General features: G+C 54.7%; 16 protein-coding genes and 1 other annotated feature. All 16 genes read right to left on the minus strand.

Going from position 1 to position 17,860, the window contains the following annotated elements:
* Window positions 1-114: 114 nt before the first annotated feature.
* The 16 genes from GQY55_RS27325 to hemL all read right to left on the minus strand — a co-directional run bounded on the left by GQY55_RS27325 (window position 115) and on the right by hemL (window position 17,845).
* The gene (locus GQY55_RS27325) at window positions 115-630 is read right to left on the minus strand and encodes a DUF2179 domain-containing protein (RefSeq protein ID WP_160045088.1); all 516 of its coding nucleotides are present in this window, start codon (window positions 628-630) and stop codon (window positions 115-117) included.
* Window positions 631-794: 164 nt separating this feature from the next.
* Entirely contained in the window at window positions 795-1,589 is a 795-nt protein-coding gene (gene minD / locus GQY55_RS27330) for a septum site-determining protein MinD (RefSeq protein WP_160045089.1), read from the minus strand.
* A gap of 5 nt (window positions 1,590-1,594) precedes the next feature.
* Window positions 1,595-2,251, minus strand: a complete 657-nt coding sequence (minC, locus tag GQY55_RS27335) for a septum site-determining protein MinC (protein ID WP_160045090.1) — start codon at window positions 2,249-2,251, stop codon at window positions 1,595-1,597.
* A 78-nt stretch (window positions 2,252-2,329) separates the two neighbouring features.
* The gene (mreD, locus tag GQY55_RS27340; RefSeq protein ID WP_160045091.1) at window positions 2,330-2,860 is read right to left on the minus strand and encodes a rod shape-determining protein MreD; all 531 of its coding nucleotides are present in this window, start codon (window positions 2,858-2,860) and stop codon (window positions 2,330-2,332) included.
* Window positions 2,860-3,732, minus strand: a complete 873-nt coding sequence (gene mreC / locus GQY55_RS27345) for a rod shape-determining protein MreC (protein ID WP_160045092.1) — start codon at window positions 3,730-3,732, stop codon at window positions 2,860-2,862. The genes mreD and mreC overlap by 1 nt, the downstream gene beginning before the upstream one ends.
* A 56-nt stretch (window positions 3,733-3,788) precedes the next feature.
* Window positions 3,789-4,823: a rod shape-determining protein gene (locus GQY55_RS27350; protein WP_036713014.1), complete on the minus strand. Its 1,035-nt coding sequence runs from the start codon at window positions 4,821-4,823 to the stop codon at window positions 3,789-3,791.
* Window positions 4,824-4,862: 39 nt separating this feature from the next.
* Window positions 4,863-5,552: a RadC family protein gene (gene radC / locus GQY55_RS27355; protein ID WP_160045093.1), complete on the minus strand. Its 690-nt coding sequence runs from the start codon at window positions 5,550-5,552 to the stop codon at window positions 4,863-4,865.
* Between the two features lie 39 nt (window positions 5,553-5,591).
* Window positions 5,592-6,194: a Maf family protein gene (locus GQY55_RS27360; protein ID WP_160045094.1), complete on the minus strand. Its 603-nt coding sequence runs from the start codon at window positions 6,192-6,194 to the stop codon at window positions 5,592-5,594.
* 25 nt (window positions 6,195-6,219) lie between these two features.
* The gene (locus GQY55_RS27365) at window positions 6,220-6,462 is read right to left on the minus strand and encodes a DUF4321 domain-containing protein (RefSeq protein WP_160045095.1); all 243 of its coding nucleotides are present in this window, start codon (window positions 6,460-6,462) and stop codon (window positions 6,220-6,222) included.
* Window positions 6,463-6,631: 169 nt separating this feature from the next.
* Window positions 6,632-7,876: an SPOR domain-containing protein gene (locus GQY55_RS27370; protein WP_160045096.1), complete on the minus strand. Its 1,245-nt coding sequence runs from the start codon at window positions 7,874-7,876 to the stop codon at window positions 6,632-6,634.
* A gap of 244 nt (window positions 7,877-8,120) precedes the next feature.
* Entirely contained in the window at window positions 8,121-9,488 is a 1,368-nt protein-coding gene (gene murC, locus GQY55_RS27375) for a UDP-N-acetylmuramate--L-alanine ligase (RefSeq protein ID WP_160045138.1), read from the minus strand.
* 4 nt (window positions 9,489-9,492) lie between these two features.
* Complete coding sequence (locus tag GQY55_RS27380; RefSeq protein WP_160045097.1) at window positions 9,493-10,869, minus strand: bifunctional folylpolyglutamate synthase/dihydrofolate synthase; 1,377 nt, start codon at window positions 10,867-10,869, stop codon at window positions 9,493-9,495.
* Window positions 10,870-10,945: 76 nt separating this feature from the next.
* Entirely contained in the window at window positions 10,946-13,612 is a 2,667-nt protein-coding gene (locus GQY55_RS27385) for a valine--tRNA ligase (protein ID WP_160045098.1), read from the minus strand.
* Between the two features lie 82 nt (window positions 13,613-13,694).
* Window positions 13,695-13,992, minus strand: a binding site (T-box leader).
* Window positions 13,993-14,174: 182 nt separating this feature from the next.
* Window positions 14,175-15,509 (minus strand): LysM peptidoglycan-binding domain-containing protein, encoded by a 1,335-nt coding sequence (locus tag GQY55_RS27390; protein WP_236575907.1) that lies wholly within the window; start codon window positions 15,507-15,509, stop codon window positions 14,175-14,177.
* Between the two features lie 132 nt (window positions 15,510-15,641).
* Window positions 15,642-16,547, minus strand: a complete 906-nt coding sequence (locus tag GQY55_RS27395) for an RluA family pseudouridine synthase (RefSeq protein WP_160045100.1) — start codon at window positions 16,545-16,547, stop codon at window positions 15,642-15,644.
* Entirely contained in the window at window positions 16,544-17,845 is a 1,302-nt protein-coding gene (gene hemL, locus GQY55_RS27400; RefSeq protein WP_201452255.1) for a glutamate-1-semialdehyde 2,1-aminomutase, read from the minus strand. The genes GQY55_RS27395 and hemL overlap by 4 nt, the downstream gene beginning before the upstream one ends.
* Window positions 17,846-17,860: the final 15 nt, after the last annotated feature.

Consider the following 17,860-nt stretch of genomic DNA (forward strand, 5'->3'; position numbering starts at 1 on the left):
GTGGCTATATGCGATTGCCATGCGTCCCCACAGAAGAGAAGGCGCACCCGCAGTTATATGCTCCATGTATTTACCCATTTGGATCAAGGGTGAAACGCTTTTGGGCCATTTTTTTTATTTTTTTGTGCCGCGGGTCCAAAATCCCCCATGAAGCAGCACCGGTTCCGTCACGACGATAAAGGCTTTCGGGTCCAGTTCCAGAATCGAATGATACAATTTTTTTTGATTTTTCCGTTTGGCCAGCACCTCAAACACGAGCCGGTGTCCGTCGCGCCCGCTTCCGATCCATGAAGTCACGCCGTACCCGTTGTCCCGCAGCGCGTTGGCCATGTTGCTTTGCGGATCGTTGACGATGACCTTCATCGTAATATAACCGAGCGCGATTCGTCCTTCGATCCAGGAGCCGACCAACACCCCGAGCCCGTAACCGACCGCATAAACGATCAAGCTGAGCGGCTGGTTGACGTATTTCAGCACGATGCTGAGACCCAGCACGTAGATCGTAATCTCAAACATGCTGAGCGCCGCCGCCAAATACTTTTGTCCTTTCAGCGTTAAAATCATGCGCAGCGTAAAAAACGAAACGTAGACGATTTGAATGACAAAAATGGCTGCCAGTATACCAAGCATCTCGGATCAACTCCTTCTATCAGTTCCGGCAAGGTATTGCTTGTCAAAAAAACCTCTATTCAAGTAACTTAACCTGATTCAAAGCTTGGTTATACATCAAAGAAGGGCAAAAATAAAAAAACTCTCCCGCGATTTGCGAGAGAGTCCTCTTCACCGGCAGGCTATTAGCCCATGCCGAAAATCTTTTTGAATTTTGAAAACATGCCTTTTTTCTGATCCAAATGCATCAGCGGCACCGTATCCCCCAAAATGCGGCGGGCGATGTTGCGGTAGGCGATAGCCGCCCGCGAATCGGGATTCATCACCGTCGGCTCGCCGCTGTTCGCCGCTTTGATGACATGCTCGTCATCGGGCACGATCCCGATCAGATCGATGTTCAGCACCTGGATGACGTCCTCGATGTCGAGCATATCCCCTGTCTTCACCAAATTCGGACGAATGCGGTTGACGACAAGCTTCGGCGAACCGATCTCGGAGCTTTCAAGCAGCCCGATCACCCGGTCCGCGTCGCGCACGGCCGCGTTTTCCGGCGTCGTCACGACGATCGCCTTGTCCGCGCCGGCGATGGCGTTTTTGAACCCTTGCTCGATCCCTGCGGGACAGTCGATAATGACGTATTCATACTCTTTTTTCAGCTCTAAAACGATGTCTTTGACCTGCTCTGGCGACACGGCGTTTTTATCCTTCGTCTGGGCGGCCGGCAGCATATACAGCTCATCGAAACGTTTGTCCTTTACAAGCGCTTGATTCAAACGGCAGCGTCCTTCCGCAACGTCGACCAAATCGTAAATGATCCGGTTTTCAAGGCCCATGACCACGTCCAAATTGCGGAGGCCGATATCCGTATCCACCAGACAGACCTTTTTGCCAAGCAGTGCAAGCGCAGTCCCGATGTTGGCCGATGTGGTGGTTTTTCCGACACCGCCTTTACCGGAAGTAACGACAATAGCCTCTCCCATGTGTGCTACACCCCTTTAAACACGTTAAAATCAGGCCGCAAGCGTACAATATTGCTGATTTTGTCGATTTGCATGGCGCCGTTCTGTAAAAAAGCGAATTCCATGCTGGTTTCGCGCGTCTCCCATTCATCGGGCGGACGGCTGATTTGTTCCGCGATCCGAAGCTGCGTCGGGGCAAAATGGGATGCGGCGATGATCGATTCCTCGTTGCCGTCCACCCCGGCATGCGCCATGCCGCGCAAAGCCCCGAGTATGTAAATATCCCCCGTGCACAAAATGCTGCCGCCCGGGTTTACGTCCCCCAAAAAAAGCAGGTCCCCCTGATGGCGGAGCACTTGGCCGGATCTTACCATGCCGCACATGATCTTGTAAGGCGGAGCTTGCGCCTGCTCGGGTTCGGGATATTCGATCGAGCGGATGAGCAAATTCCCCTTTTGCTTCAAAATGTCGAGCATGCGCTGCTTCTCGTCTTCCGTAATCCTTCTTGATCCTAATTTGACATCCACGTGAATGATCGGACCGGTCAAAATATTTTGATGGCTGTGCTCCAGCTTGAACCGGAGTTCGCCAAGCAGTTCCTCATATTCGCATTCATCGTCAAGCAGGAATACCAGGCCATCTTTGATGCCCTTAATCGTGACGTGATTCGATTTTACTGCCATGCCTGTCCCCCCTATCCCATTACATTTCGCCTTCGGACGGCAAAGTTCCTGCCGGAAAGGAAAAATGGCGTATGAGACTTACGCCGCCTTTTCTTTTTTCTCACGACTAGCAATCTTTTCTAGCTGTTTTCGCAAAGGAACGTAAATGATAAGCCCGAACACGAAATGAAGCACAAGGTCGGGGAGAATGTGGTGCAGCAAATTCCAGTCATAAGTCACTTGCGTGAGCGAGAACAACCGGTATATCCCGTACAGCATGCTGTCGAACAACAGGCTGCCCAGAATGACGACCGTCATCATGACGGGCATCGGCGCCCGCCGGACGCGGAAAATGAAGCCCATAATATAGGTGGAAAAACCCATTACCAAAGAATAACTGCCGATCATATCGCCGTAAAAAACCACGTCATGAAGCATGCCGAAAATGATGCCGAGAACCAAAGCGGTATGGCGGTTATGGTAAATCGAAACGAACAGCAACACGATAAATACGAGATTGGGCGCAAGAATGCTCTGCCAAGAACCCGGCAAAAGCCACGGGACCAAGGTGCCTTCCAGGATAAACAGCAGAAACAGCAGCAGAAGAAGGACTTGCTTTCGCATCTTCATTACTTCGGAGCCTCCGGCGTAAAGACGACGAACAGCTGCTTCCAATCCTGGAATTCGGCCGCTGGCTTAATCGTTGCCGTTTTTGTTTTGCCGAACTTGCTTTCCTGCACGCTCAGCACTTTACCGATAATCAATCCCCGAGGATATTTGTCCGTATCGCCCAAAGAGACGATGGTGTCATCCTTTTTAATCGGATCATCCTGTTTGATCTGGGTCATGAGCAGCGTCTTCGTCGTCTCGTCATAACTTTCGACGATGCCGAAGGTTTGATGATTGTTCATCGACGTCGCCGCAATCCCGTTCGAATTCGGGTCCTTGGCGTCCATGGCCGTAATCAGCTTCACCGTCGAGGTGAAATTGCTGACATGGCTGATCACGCCGACCATGCCGTCGATGGAAATGACCGACTGCCCTACCTTGACGCCATCTCGTTCGCCGAGGTCAATGACCAAGGTTTTATTGACCACATCCGCATTCACGCTGATGACTTGAGCGATATGATAGGAATAATTGAATTTATTTTTTTGCTGTTCCGTGAAATTCAAATCTTCCATAAGCTCTTTATTCTTCTGTTCGATAAAATTATAGTTCGCTTTCTCTCTTGTATATTGGGCCAATGCAATTTTCAATTGTTCATTTTCCTTGTATATCTCTCGCATATTCCCGATATCTTTAAACAAGCCCGCTATGTATCCAGCGGGCTTATAAATGATGTTTTGGACAAAACCGACAGTATCCCTCAAAAACTTTTCGGGCAAGGACAGCGTAGCCCTCGGTCCGAGCGTGAAACCCATCAGTGCGATAAACATAACAAGGGCGATCAAAATGACAAATAAGCGTTTGTTTCCAAGCAGCTTAAACAGTTTCAACACCCTCTAACTCTACTGATTTCTCTCCCAATATCAGGGGTTGACCCACAATTTCCGGCTTAGCGCTTCGAGCGCACCGCCGAGCTGCTGCGGGATTTGAACAAATGAATGTTTTCAAGCGCTTTGCCTGTGCCGATGGCGACGCAGTCCAGCGGATTTTCGGCAACGATCACCGGCATGCCGGTTTCTTCCGCAAGCAGCTTGTCCAGGTTGCGCAGCAAAGCGCCGCCGCCCGTAAGCACGATTCCGCGGTCCATAATGTCCGCAGCCAGCTCCGGCGGGCATTTCTCCAAGGTTACCTTCACGGCTTCGACAATGGCGTTCACCGTATCGGAAAGAGCTTCACTGATTTCGTCGGACGTAATCGTGATCGTCTTCGGCAAGCCGGTAACCAGGTCGCGGCCGCGGATTTCGCTTGTTTCCACCTGCTCCAGCGGCAGCGCGGAGCCGATTTCCATTTTGAGCTGTTCGGACGTTCTTTCCCCGATCATCAGGTTGTATTGGCGTTTGATGTACTGGATGATCGATTCATCCATTTCATCGCCAGCCACGCGCACGGAGCGGCTCGTTACGATCCCGCCAAGCGAAATGACGGCCACTTCCGTCGTACCGCCGCCGATGTCGACGACCATGCTCCCTGTCGGCTCCCATACCGGAAGGTCGGCGCCGATGGCTGCCGCAAACGGCTCTTCAATGGTATAGGCTTCGCGCGCTCCGGCCTGCTTCGTCGCATCCTCCACCGCGCGCTGTTCGACGGCCGTAATGCCGGAAGGCACGCACACCATCACGTTCGGATGGCGCTGGAACATCGAGCGCTGTTTTTGAGCTTGACGGATAAAATATTTAATCATGGTTGCCGTCGTGTCGAAATCGGCGATGACGCCGTCTTTCATCGGACGGATGGCACGAATGTTGCCCGGCGTGCGGCCGATCATTTTTTTAGCAGATTCGCCGACGGCCTCGATGCTTTTCGTATCCGTACGGATCGCAACAACCGAAGGTTCTCTTACGACAATTCCTTTTCCACGGACGTAAACAAGCGTATTCGCCGTCCCCAAGTCAATTCCCAAATCTTTCGTGAAGCTCCCTAACATGCTGTAATCTCCCTTTCCTTGTCAATCTCAACTATTATATTACATCAAGCCTTGCTCCTTCAAACTGACGAATTCCCCGTCGCCGATTATCAAATGATCCAGCACTTCGATCCCCACGATTTCTCCCGCTTCCTTCAGTCTTGAAGTGAGGGAAATGTCTTCGGGGCTTGGGGCCGGATCGCCGCTCGGATGGTTGTGTGCGCACAGGATCGAAGCGCTGCTGCGCTTGATCGCGGCGCGGAACACCTCGCGCGGGTGGACGATGGAGGCATTCAAGCTGCCGATTGAAAGCGTCTCTTGAGCAATAATGTGATTTTTCGTATTTAAAAACAGACAAACAAAATGTTCTTTTTGCAAGTAACGCAGCTGCTCCATAAGCACGTCCGCCGCATCGCGCGGACTGCGGATGACGACGGGCTCGTCCATGCGGGTCCGGGCCAGGCGCTGCCCAAGCTCGATTCCGGCTTTCAGCTGGACGGCTTTGGCGCTGCCGATGCCTTTGATGGCCATCAATTCCTCGGCGCTCATGTCCACAAGCCGGCGCATGCTGCCGACCTGCTGCAAAATGCGCTGCGCCAAATGGATCGCGGACTCCTGCTTCGTTCCCGTCCGCAGCAAAATGGCGAGAAGTTCAGCGTTGCTTAAAGCGCTGGCCCCATACTGCAGCATGCGTTCTCTCGGTCGTTCCTGATGGGGGATGTCGCGCAGCATATACAATTGCGGCTCCATAATTCCCCTACTTTCCTTTCACTCAAATCTCATCCACGTTCAAAGGACGTCGATCCCGAATTCCGACAACATGTCGCTCAGCAGCGAAACGGGCAAACCGACGACGGTAAAATAACAGCCCTCGATGCTTTCGACGAGCGTGGAACCGAGGCCTTGAATGCCGTAAGCCCCCGCTTTGTCGCGAGGTTCGCCGCTTCGGATATAGGCTTCGATCTTCGCGTCCGTCAGCTCCTTCATGACGACCCGCGTCATTTTGTGCCGAACGAGCGATTGTCCCGTAGCCGCGTCTATGCAAGCAACGCCCGTATATACTTGATGGATTCTCCCCTGCAACGATTTCAGCATGCGAAAGGCGTCCGCATCGTCAGCAGGTTTGCCGAGGACTTGGTCCCCGAGCACGACGATCGTGTCGCTTCCGACGATGACCGCATCTTCGGACGGGCCGCCGATTTGCTCGTAAACGGCTTTGGCTTTGCGAAGCGACAAACCTTCTACGATCTGATCGGGGGTCCAGTCGGTTGGAGTATGTTCATCGGCATGGCTCGGATGAATCTCGTACGGAATATGTAGAGAAGCGATCAGCTCCTGCCTTCTGGGTGAGGTAGATGCCAGGACGACCCGGCGCGAATGGTTTGATTTCAATGAAAGGATCTCCTTTGTCTTGTAGTTACAGCCTGCGATACAGCCACACGGAGACGATGATGCCGATCAAACTCAGCAGGCTCATTTTGAATTTAATGGTGATGTCGTAGCTGATAATGTCCAAATTAGCTTGCGGAGACCACTCCAGCTTCGTGGAAGCGGTCAGAAAGGAGAGGGCTTGTACAGGTTCCAGGGCCTTTGCGATCCAAGCACCCGCCAGCCAGCCAAGCAGCAAAAACAAGAGCAGTATACCTACGTTTTTTTTCATCCTTCTCTTCCCTCGCCATAATTTGACACCCAATTTATTATACGGTTATTTGAACGGCAATACAAACAGAAATCCGGCATGGGGAACTATTTCCAATTCCGTGCCGGATGCGCTCTGTTACTTGAATTTTTGGGCATACAAACTCCTTCATGCGCTTCAAACGCGGTACTTACGCTTTTCCTAGTCTGGAAATCAGTTCCTTTTGCTGCATGACGTATTGCATGATCCGGGACTGCACCTCCCAGAGCAGCGACTTGTTCGCGTTGCGCTTGTATTCCGTCAGCGCCGAAACCGCGCTGTTCATCGTTTGCTCGATTTGCGCCCCCAGTTGTTCCTCTTCTTGTCCCAATCCGGTCTGGAACGACTTGATCGCTTCGGTCCAGCGGCTATGAACGTCGGTTATGGCGGCCTCATCGCCCTCATTCAGCGCCGTCGCCTTTTCCTTGCTCAGGAGCGCCGCGGAAAGGCGGCTCAGCTTCGACGCCAGCTCGGAGCTCGTCTCGAAATAACGTCTTGCCGTGTCCGCATCGCCGGCAAACTTCAGCTCGCTGACCGCCGGAATCGTTATTTCCTTCACGTACAGCTCGACGCCCTGGCTTTTAAGCTGGCTGCTCAGCAGCTTGGCCTGTTCGCGGTCGGTCGAAATGCCGGCATACACGCGGTTTTTCTGGTCCGAGTCGCTGCCTGCGGCGATACCGTATTGCTCGAGTTCTTTTTTTGCCTGCTCGGCCCGCTCCCCGCTGCTGAAAACGCCATATTGAAGCATATAATACGACTCTCCTTTGATCGAAACGGCGACGGGTGCGGCCTGGGCTTGCCCTGCCGTGCTTTTTGCCGCGTTTTCCGACACCGGCTTTACAGGGACATTGGCGCCGCCCGACCCGTCCTTAAAAAAGGTTAAAATGACGAAACCGAACAGCGCCCCGGTGACAACCGCGCCCGTAATCGTTCCGATCATCTTCCACAACGACGTCGGACGTCTTGGCCGATAAGAAATCTCCCCCCGCTCCGGATACATGTCGTCGGCCAAGTCTCGCCATTCCCCTGAACGGCCGGCCTCAAAATCATGGAATTCCGCATCTTCCGGCCGATCCCGGCGGCGCTCCTCTTTACGGTCGTCCCTCGGCCAGCCCGAAAGCAGCTCGTCCCAAGGTTCGTCTTTATGGAAAGGATCCGACCAGCCCTGCATCGATCCCGACACGACGTGCAAGTGGTCCCGGTTTTTGCCCGGCACATCCTGTTGATGCTCCTGCCGCGGAGGCTCCACGATGGCCGACTTCTTCGGCGCGCGTTCCTTCTCCGGCATCGGTTTGAACGTTTGCGCCGCCGGTTTCTTTTCTTCCTGCGGAGCATCCGGCTCACGCGGGTTTTCCTGATTGAACCGGAAAGTCATTCTCGCCTTGTTCACGGTCATACACCTCACCCTTGTCTCTATTACAAGGAATATATGACGGATTGTCCGAACTTATGCTGCCGCAACCTCGAAAAGAGGACGGGCTGCAAGACAAAAGCCGACCGGCAGACGATTCGGCGAAGATGGAACCGGTCTCTATAACCAAAGCCAAAAAGGGCCTCCAGGCCGCAGCAAACGCCGCGGCCCGGAAAGCCCTTTTTCAGAAATCCGTTCCAAATCTATGTAAGCCGCGGCCCTTGCAGGGCTACAGCTCCTTCGCCAGCTGATAGCCGACCTTCCATATGTCACCGGCCCCCATCGTAAGCACGAGAGTTCCCGGATTGATTCTCTGCTTCAGGTCGGCCAGCACGTCCTCCTTGGTCGGAAGGTATCTGGCCCCGCCGTTGCTGTTTTGCACGATCAGTTCCACCAGCTTCGAGGAGTGCACGCCTTCGATCTGCTTTTCTCCCGCCGGCGAATAAATGTCGGTAATGATGACCTCATCCGCCTCGCCGAAGGCGCGGCTAAACGCATCCAACAAGAAGAAGGTGCGGGTGTACCGCTGCGGCTGGAATATGGCGATGATCCGTTTGCCCGTCGCTTTGGCCGCGCTGATCGTGGCTTCGATCTCCGTCGGATGGTGGGCGTAGTCGTCAATGATCAGAATATCGTTTTTTTCGCCCAGCACCTGGAACCGGCGCTTCGCCCCATGAAACTTCGAGATGGCGGCAACGATTGACTCGAACGGAACTCCCGCCTTCAGGCAGGAAATGACCGTCGCCATCGCGTTGTATACGTTGTGGCGGCCCGGCACCGACAATTGCACCGTGCCAAGCGGCTGGCCTTTGTGGTTCATCGTAAACGAAACTTGGCGGTCGCCAAGCGCCAGGTCGGTTGCCGTATACTCCGCATTCACGTCGTCGATGCCGTACGTTGCCACCTGGCAGCGGATGCCCGGAATGATCGCCTGGATATTGTCGTCATCCGCGCATACGACGGCCGTGCCGTCCTCGCGGATCTGATTCAGAAACTGAACGTAAGCTTTTTTCAGCTTTTCAAAATCGCCGTCGTAATTTTCAAGATGGTCGGCTTCGATGTTGGTCACGATGCCGAGCCAAGGGTGATATTGCAGAAACGAGCCGTCGCTTTCATCCGCTTCGGCCACGACATAATCCCCTTTGCCTGCTTTGGCATTCGTGCCCACGTTCATGATTTCCCCGCCGATGATATACGTCGGATCGACGCCGCATTCTTCCATCACCAAAGCGATCATGGAGGACGTCGTCGTTTTGCCGTGAGCGCCCGCTACCGCAACGCCCTTGCGTTCGTTGAGCAATCTCGCCAGCATTTGCGACCGGTGCAGAACCGGAATGTTCAAATGCTCCGCTTCAACCCGTTCCACGTTGTCTTTCGGCAAAGCCGTCGAATATACGACCAAATCCGCCCCGTGTACCTGCTCGGCCGTATGTCCGATATAAATTTTGGCGCCTTTGGCCGCCAATTTTTCCGTTAATTCCTGGGAAGCCACGTCCGAACCCGTGATCTTGTATCCCATTTCCAGCATAACCCGTGCAATGGCGCTCATCCCGTAGCCACCAATACCGATAAAATGAACATGTTCAGAATTCAACAGATTTTCACCAACCTTTTTCAGAATCGGTTTGACCCAGCAGAGCGGCCCGCACATCCGAAATTAAATAAAGCGTGCCGGATACTACCGCCAAATCCTCCGCTTCTGTCCGTGACTTAAGTAGTTCCAGCGCGTTTTTCCAGTCCGGTTCGACGATGATCTGCAAATCCGGTTTGCCGTAGGAATGCTTCAGCCCCTCCGCGATGTCGCGCAGCGCAGCAGCGTCCATTTTTTTCCGGAAGTCCGGCTCGGTCAGGATAAGCGTATCCACTATAGGAAGTATATGCTTCAAATAGGATTCATGATGCTTATTCGCCAGCATTCCCATCATCAAATTTAACCGTTTATGCGGATAGTGCCGCTCGATGCTTTTCCGCAAGGATTCCGCGCCTTCCGGATTGTGGGCTCCGTCCAGCACGATGCGCGGCGCGGAGCCGGAAGCAATCTCTTCCATGCGTCCGGCCCATGCCGTTTCCCGGAACCCTTTCAACATATCTTCCTCTTCCATGACAAAAGCCATGTACTGCCTTAAAACCTCCAGAGCCATCAGCGCCCCGGCCGCATTGGCAATCTGGTATTCGCCCTTCATGCCGATTTCAATATCGTATTCCCGAAAAGGGCCGCTAAAATGGAAGGATTGGTACGGCCCGCGATTGCCCGTATATTCAAACGCGAATTTTTCCCCCGCCAAATAAAGCGTCGTGCGGCATTCTTCCGCCTTTTTGCGCAAAACCTCGACGGCCTCCGGCTGCTGTACGCAGCTCACCACCGGCACGCCCGGCTTGATGATCCCCGCTTTTTCGAAAGCGATCTGCTCGACGGTATCTCCAAGAATGTCGGTATGGTCCATGCCGATGTTCGTGATGACCGAAACAACCGGGTATACGATATTGGTTACATCCAGCCTTCCCCCAAGACCGGTCTCCCATACGACGATATCCGGCACGCATTCTTCAGCGTAATACAAAATCGCAAGCGCCGTCGAAACCTCGAACATCGTCGGGGATCCGAGCTCGGTCGCCGCAATCTCCTGAACGATCGGATACAGCCGGTTGGCAAGCGCCAGTAGCGTTTCTTCGGGAATGTCCTCGCCGTTGTATTGAAAACGGTTCGTGAACTTGGTGATGTAAGGGGAAGTGAACGTTCCCACGGTATAACCGCTTTGCAGAAGCACGCGGGTCAAAAACGCGCAGGTCGAGCCTTTGCCGTTTGTCCCCGCGACGTGAATGAATTTCAGCCGACGGTGCGGGTTGCCCAGCATCTCCATCATGGTTTCGATTCTGGCCATGCCCGGCCGTATTCCGAAAGGGATCAGCCCGTTAATCCAGTCGACGGCTTCCGCATAAGTACGCAAATTAGAGAAGCCTTCTAATTGTTCTCCCATGTGCCATTTCACCTTCTGAAATTTATTTGATCCCCGGACGCGAGGCGCGCCCGGGGCAGCAGGTTCCTTATAAAACTCAGCCCTTCAGTTCTTCGATCCGCGCGAGCACCTTGCTACGCTTCTCGGCGTAGTCCGCCATTTTCGCCTTTTCCTCTTCGATCACTTTGGCGGGCGCTTTGAATACGAAACCTTGGTTGCCAAGTTTCTTTTCGACGCGTTCCACTTCGCTGTTCAGGTGTTTCAGCTCTTTCTCGAGGCGGGCGATCTCCTGATCGATGTCGATGAGTCCCGCCAAAGGCAGGTAAAGCTCGGCCCCGGTGACGACCGCGGTCATCGCCTTGTCCGGCGCTTCGAGCCCGGTTCCCGCCTTAAAGCTCGACGTGTTGCAGAAGCGCTGTACATAAATTTCATTGCGGTTCACGATTTGGAGCGTTTGGTCGTCCCCGGCGTTAAGCATGAGCTCGACCTTTTTGCTCATCGGCACGTTCACTTCGGCCCGGATGTTGCGAACGGCGCGGATGACATCCATCAGCAAGGACATTTCGCGGGCGGCATCGGCATTTTCGAGGGCCGGATCATATTCAGGCCAAGCGGCCAGCGTGATCGTTTCGCCCTGATGCGGAAGATGCTGCCAAATTTCCTCGGAGATAAACGGCATAAACGGATGGATCATGCGCAGCGTGCGGTCGAGCACGTAGGAAAGCACCGATTTTGTCGTTTTCTTCGCTGCCTCGTCGTCTCCATACAGCGACAGCTTCGAAAATTCGATATACCAGTCGCAGAGGTCATCCCAGATGAAGTTATAAAGCAAGCGGCCGGTTTCGCCAAATTCATAGGCATCTATTAGACGCGTGATGTCCCGGGAAGTTTCGTTCAGGCGGTGCAGAATCCAGCGGTCGGCCGTGCTCAGCTCGCCGCTGATGTCGATGTCGTCATAACTGAACCCTTCAAGATTCATCAGGGCGAAACGCGAAGCGTTCCAGATCTTATTCGCGAAATTCCGGGCCTGCTCAACGCGTTCCCAGCGGAAGCGCAGATCCTGCCCCGGCGTGCTGCCGGTCGAAATCATGTAGCGCATCGCGTCGGCTCCGTACTTCTCGATGACGTCCAGCGGATCGACGCCGTTGCCGAGCGATTTGGACATCTTTTTGCCTTCCGGATCGCGGACCAGGCCATGCATGAGCACGTCCTTGAACGGAATTTCTCCCGTAAATTCAAGCGCGGTAAAGATCATCCGGGCAACCCAGAAATAAATGATGTCGTAGCCGGTCACCAACACATCCGTCGGATAGTAGCGTTTCAAATCGTCGGTTTGGTCAGGCCAGCCCAGCGTCGAAAACGGCCACAAGCCGGAGCTGAACCACGTATCCAAGACGTCTTCGTCCTGGTGGAGGTTCCCGGAGCCGCACTTGGAGCATTTTTCAACGTCGTTATAGGCGACATGGATTTCGCCGCAGTCGTCGCAGTACCAAGCCGGGATACGGTGTCCCCACCAAAGCTGGCGGGAAATGCACCAATCGCGAACGTTTTCGATCCAGTTCAAATAGGTTTTCTCGAAGCGTTCCGGCACGAAGTTAACGCCTTTGCCCGACTTCTGCGCTTCGATGGCGGCTTCGGCGAGCGGCTGCATTTTGACGAACCATTGCGTGGACAAATAAGGCTCTACGACGGCCCCGGTGCGCTCGCTGTGCCCAACCTGATGGACATGGTCCTCGATCCGGATCAGAACGCCCTGCTCCTTCAAGTCCTGGACGATCTGCTTGCGGCATTCGCTGCGGTCAAGCCCTTCGTATTTGCCGGCCTGATCGTTCATCGTTCCCGTTTCGTCCATCACCGTAATTTGCGGCAGGTTATGGCGCAGGCCGACCTCGAAATCGTTCGGGTCATGGGCAGGCGTAATTTTTACGGCTCCGCTTCCGAATTCCTTGTCGACGTACTCGTCGGCGATGATCGGGATTTCGCGCCCGACGATCGGCAGCACGAGCATTTTTCCGATCATGTCCTTGTAACGTTCGTCTTTCGGATGAACCGCGACGGCGGTGTCGCCGAGCATCGTTTCGGGACGCGTCGTCGCGACCGTGATATGTCCGCTGCCATCCTTCAGAGGATAGGAGAGATGATACAGGTGACCCTGCACCTCTTTATATTCGACCTCGATGTCCGACAACGCCGTACGGGCGGCCGGATCCCAGTTGATGATGCGTTTGCCGCGGTAGATCAGCCCTTTTTCATGCAGCTTGACGAATACTTCGCGCACGGCTTTGGACAAACCCTCGTCCAGCGTAAAACGTTCCCTGGAATAGTCGAGGGAGAAGCCCATTTTCGCCCACTGGTCGTGAATGGTTTCCGCATACTTGTCCTTCCATTCCCATACCTTTTCCAGGAACTTCTCCCGGCCCAGGTCGTAACGGGTTACGCCTTCCTCGCGCAGCTTCTGCTCCACCTTCGTTTGGGTGGCGATGCCGGCATGGTCGGACCCCGGAAGCCACAGCGCGTCATACCCCTGCATCCGCTTGGTGCGGATCAGAATGTCCTGCAGCGTAAAATCGAGCGCGTGCCCGATATGCAGCATGCCGGTGACGTTCGGCGGCGGGATGACGATCGTGTACGGCTTCGCGTCCTTGCGCTGCCCCGCCTTGAAAAACTCGCCGTCAATCCAATATTTGTACCACTTCTCTTCGGCTGCCTTCGGATCATAAGTCGTCGGCATCCCTGTCGTCAATTTGTTGTCCTGCTCTGTCATATTCTTACTCCTCCATCACAAGATCGGCTTCTTCAGGATTGCAATCAATCCTTGGCAAAAAAAACAAAAAAGCCTTCCGTCCTCAAAGGACGAAAGGCTGTTCTTTCGCGGTACCACCTTTGTTTCGCGCCATGGCCAAATGCCAAGCCTGATGCATGCGGCTGCTTTCCATACGGAAGGCTGCCATCATGTACGCGACACTTCATGCAGATAACGGCTGCAGCCGGCCATGCCCTAACCCGAGCGCAAAAGCGAAAGGGATCAAGCAGACAACTCCCGGGCGACTTCGGTTGAAACAGCATCCTGCGGAATCTCTCAGCGCAGCAATTCCGCTCTCTGAAGGGCATGTCAATCCTACTATTCCCGATCATCGTTCTTGACAAAATATATACTCATCATAACTTGGTTATCGACTTTAGTCAACATAACGGGGTTGTGCGCCCAAAGTCAATAGACTTTAAGGATTATTATTAACATATGCATGTTTCTTAAACAGGTTCCGCCATGGAAACGGCAAAAAGCGCCCGGCTCTTTTGAAAGCCGGACGCTTTTTAAGGCAATCTTACGGGATGTACAAAATCTGTCCTTCCTCGACGGTTTGATCCGTCAAGCGATTGTGCAGCAAAATTTCGCGGGCGGTCAATTGATAGCGGTTTGCAATGGTCTCGAGCGTTTCTTCCCGTTGAACGATGCAAAGCCGCACTTTCCGGAATTGATTTTTCTCCGAGCTGCTTCCGAGGAAGAGATTTTGCCACTGGATTTCATCGCTGCCGGTCGATTCCCTTTCCGCTTCCTCCGCCTTCGGCTCTTCCGGCGCAGCCTGCTGCTCCTGCTCCTTCAGCGCACGGCTCGACGACAATAGCGAGGAAAAACCGATCGGCTCCTTTTCGCCGGATTGCTGTTCCTTTTTGCTGCCGAACGCAACCCGAGGTTCCCGTTCGTCCTCCGGCGCTTCTTCCTGGGGCACCGGTTCCTGGTGAAAAGCGCTGAACGGGAAGGAGGGCTCAAAGGGTTGTTCCTGCTCGGCTGAAGTCAGGTAGAGGTCCTTTTCCGGTTCCTCGTTCGCTTGTATCGCCGTTTTTTCGGGATGCAGCAGCTCCGATTCGTCCTCATGCTCAAAATGCCAAACATTTGACTGAACATGGCCCTTGCCGCCGCGCTCCCCGGATTCCTTGTCCGTATGTAACGCGGCAGGTGCAGGTGCCTCCTCAGCTTGCGGCTCCTCTTCGGCAGTACGCTGTACGGCCGCCGGTTCGTTATCCGGCTGCGTTTCGGTTTCGCTTGGACTGCCTGCAGCTTCCGCTGCGGCATTATCTTCGGCTGCAAACGCCTCCGTCTCCCCGTCATCCGCGGCTGCCGCATCGTACGGTTCCCTGGCCTCCTCCTCATGGGCGCTCGTCTCCCCTTCCTCCAAAAAAGCGGCAAGCACCGGATCCTCCGCGGGATCCTCGGACGCATGTACAACCGTAAATTCATCGGCACTCCATGACGATGCCGGCTCGCTCGCCGCCGTTTCGATGCCGCGGAGCGAAAGAACGCCCGTAATGTTCATGCTCCGTTTGGACAAAAGATCCACGTCGAAGTTTTCGATCTCCACGGAAATCTCGTCCAGCGAAGATACGCGATTGGCCGGAACCGTAATTTCGACGGGAATAAGATGCTCCAGCTTCTGTGCGCCGTCATCCTCCCCGTCGCCCCTGTACAAGCCGGTTAGCATCAAATGGCCACGGAGCGCAACCTGATCATCCTGGCTGATGACCTGGATATGGGGCAGCAGCTCGATTTCTTCCAGCTCGGCTATTCCCGGCAGTTCTTCCGATAAATGAATCCGTTCATAAATGTCAAAACGCAAACCGTAGGACTGGTCAAACACGGAATGATGTCCTCCTTTCGGCATATTTCTAACCATGAGCTTCCTCACGGCATGAGCCCCAAAAAGCGTTACTCATTTTATCTATATGCTCCAAATAGAAGGGCATTCCATTTTTGCGCCCGTCCGGCGATTTGCGTCTCTTTATTTTCATCTATTTCATCGTATGGTTGACAGCTTCTGCCCAAGCTGCCGCAGATCGTCTGGCCAGGGATCGTCAATTTCGATCCGTTCGCCCGTAAAAGGATGGGTAAAGGCAAGCCGTTCCCCATGCAGCGCCTGTCTGCCGATCAGGGCCGTGCTGCCTCCGTATAGGGAATCCCCGAGAAGCGGATGACCCAGATGGCTGAGATGGACCCGGATTTGATGCGTGCGCCCCGTCTCCAGCTCCAAATGGACAAGCGAGGCGTTTCGGTACGTCTCGCCCAATCGTACGCGGGTAACGGCATGTTGGCCCGTAAGCGATACGCGCCGACGCTGCTTATGGTGGCGGTCTTTGCCGATCGGCAGATCGATCACTTTCAAATCGGCGGGCACCTTCCCTTGGACGAACGCGGCGTAGCTGCGGGCGATGCGTTTATGACGCATATCTTCGTCCAGTTTGAGCTGGGCCCAATCGTTTTTCGCATACAGCACCGGACCGGACGTATCTTGATCCAGCCTGTGGATGTGCCTGACGGCCGCATCCTCGCCCTGCATTTGATAATAAGCGGCGACCGCATGATCCAGCGTGGGCTGCTCCATTTCGTCTTTCCGCCCGTCCGGGTGGATGTTCATGCCTGCCGGTTTATGGGCGACCAGGCAAAAATCATCCTCGTACAGCACGTCCAGTTCCCGCCAAACGGGCTTTATGCCCGCCGGCCGAACGGGAAAGAGGGCCAGCCGAAGCCGGTCCCCCCTCCATTCGATCCCTTTGTTCGCCTGCAGCTGCCGAAGCAGCTTTTCCGGCATTCCCAGCGTCTGCAGCAGCCACTGTACCGTAGCCTCATTCCTGTCGGAAGCCCCGGTCAGAACTTTCCCCGGGGTCAGCTCCAGCCACTCGCCGCGGCGGCGCCACGCCGTCACAGATTTTTCAGGGCATTGTAGTTGGCGGCGATGGTCGCGTCGATATCCTCGACGCTATGGGCGGCCGAAACGAACATGCCCTCGAATTGGGAAGGCGCCACGCTGATGCCTTCCTGCACCAAATTGGCGAAATATTTCGTGAAACGCTGAAGATCGCTGGCTTTCGCCGTATCATAGTTCACGACCGGCCCTTTCGTGAAGAATGGGCACACCATCGAGCCGATCCGGTTGAGCGTTACGGGAACGCCAAGCTCTTTGGCGTTTTTCTCGAATCCGGCCGCAAGGCGCGAGGCGCGTTCTTCAAGCTGGTCGTAAACCGCCGGCGTCAGCAGCTTCAGCGTCGTATAACCGGCCACCATCGCCAGCGGGTTGCCGCTGAGCGTACCCGCCTGATAGATCGGTCCGGACGGAGCGACCCGCTCCATAATCTCGCGTTTTCCGCCGTATGCTCCGACAGGCAGGCCCCCGCCGATGACTTTGCCTAGACAGGTAAGGTCAGGCGTAATGCCGAACAAGCCCTGCGCACAGTTGATATGTACGCGGAAGCCGGTCATAACCTCGTCGAAGATCAGCAGGCTGCCGTATTGGGTCGTAATGTCGCGAAGTCCCTGCAAAAAGCCGGGGAGCGGCGGCACGACCCCCATGTTGCCGGCGATCGGCTCGACGATGACGCAGGCGATTTCTTCGCCGAAACGTTCGAAAGCCACCTTCACCGATTCCAGGTCGTTGTATGGCACGGTAATCGTGTTCGTCGCAACGCTTTCCGGCACGCCGGGGCTGTCGGGCAGGCCAAGCGTCGCTACGCCGGAGCCCGCTTTGATCAGCAGGCTGTCCGCATGGCCGTGGTAGGAGCCTTCGAATTTCACGATTTTGCCGCGTCCCGTATAGCCGCGGGCAAGCCGGATCGCGCTCATCGTCGCTTCCGTGCCGGAATTGACCATCCGCACGACGTCGATGGACGGAACCCGCTCGCAGACCAGTTTGGCCATCTCCGTTTCGATCAAGGTCGGAGCGCCGAAGCTGGTTCCTTTGGCCGCCGTTTCCTGAATGGCCGAAATAACTTCGGGATGGGCGTGGCCCATAATAAGAGGACCCCAAGAGCCGATGTAATCGATAAAGCCGTTGCCGTCGATATCGTAAATCCGCGATCCTTGGGCGCGGTCCACGTAAATCGGCGTCAGGCCTACCGATTTGAAAGCCCGCACGGGGCTGTTCACCCCGCCGGGAAGATATTGCTTGGCTTCTTCAAACGCAGCGCGGGAAGCCTCTTCTTTCCGTCTACCATTCATATTGCTCATGAACGTCACTCCCGT

The organism is Paenibacillus sp. USDA918EY, from assembly GCF_009870825.1.
GTDB classification, from domain to species: domain Bacteria; phylum Bacillota; class Bacilli; order Paenibacillales; family Paenibacillaceae; genus Paenibacillus_AQ; species Paenibacillus_AQ albilobatus.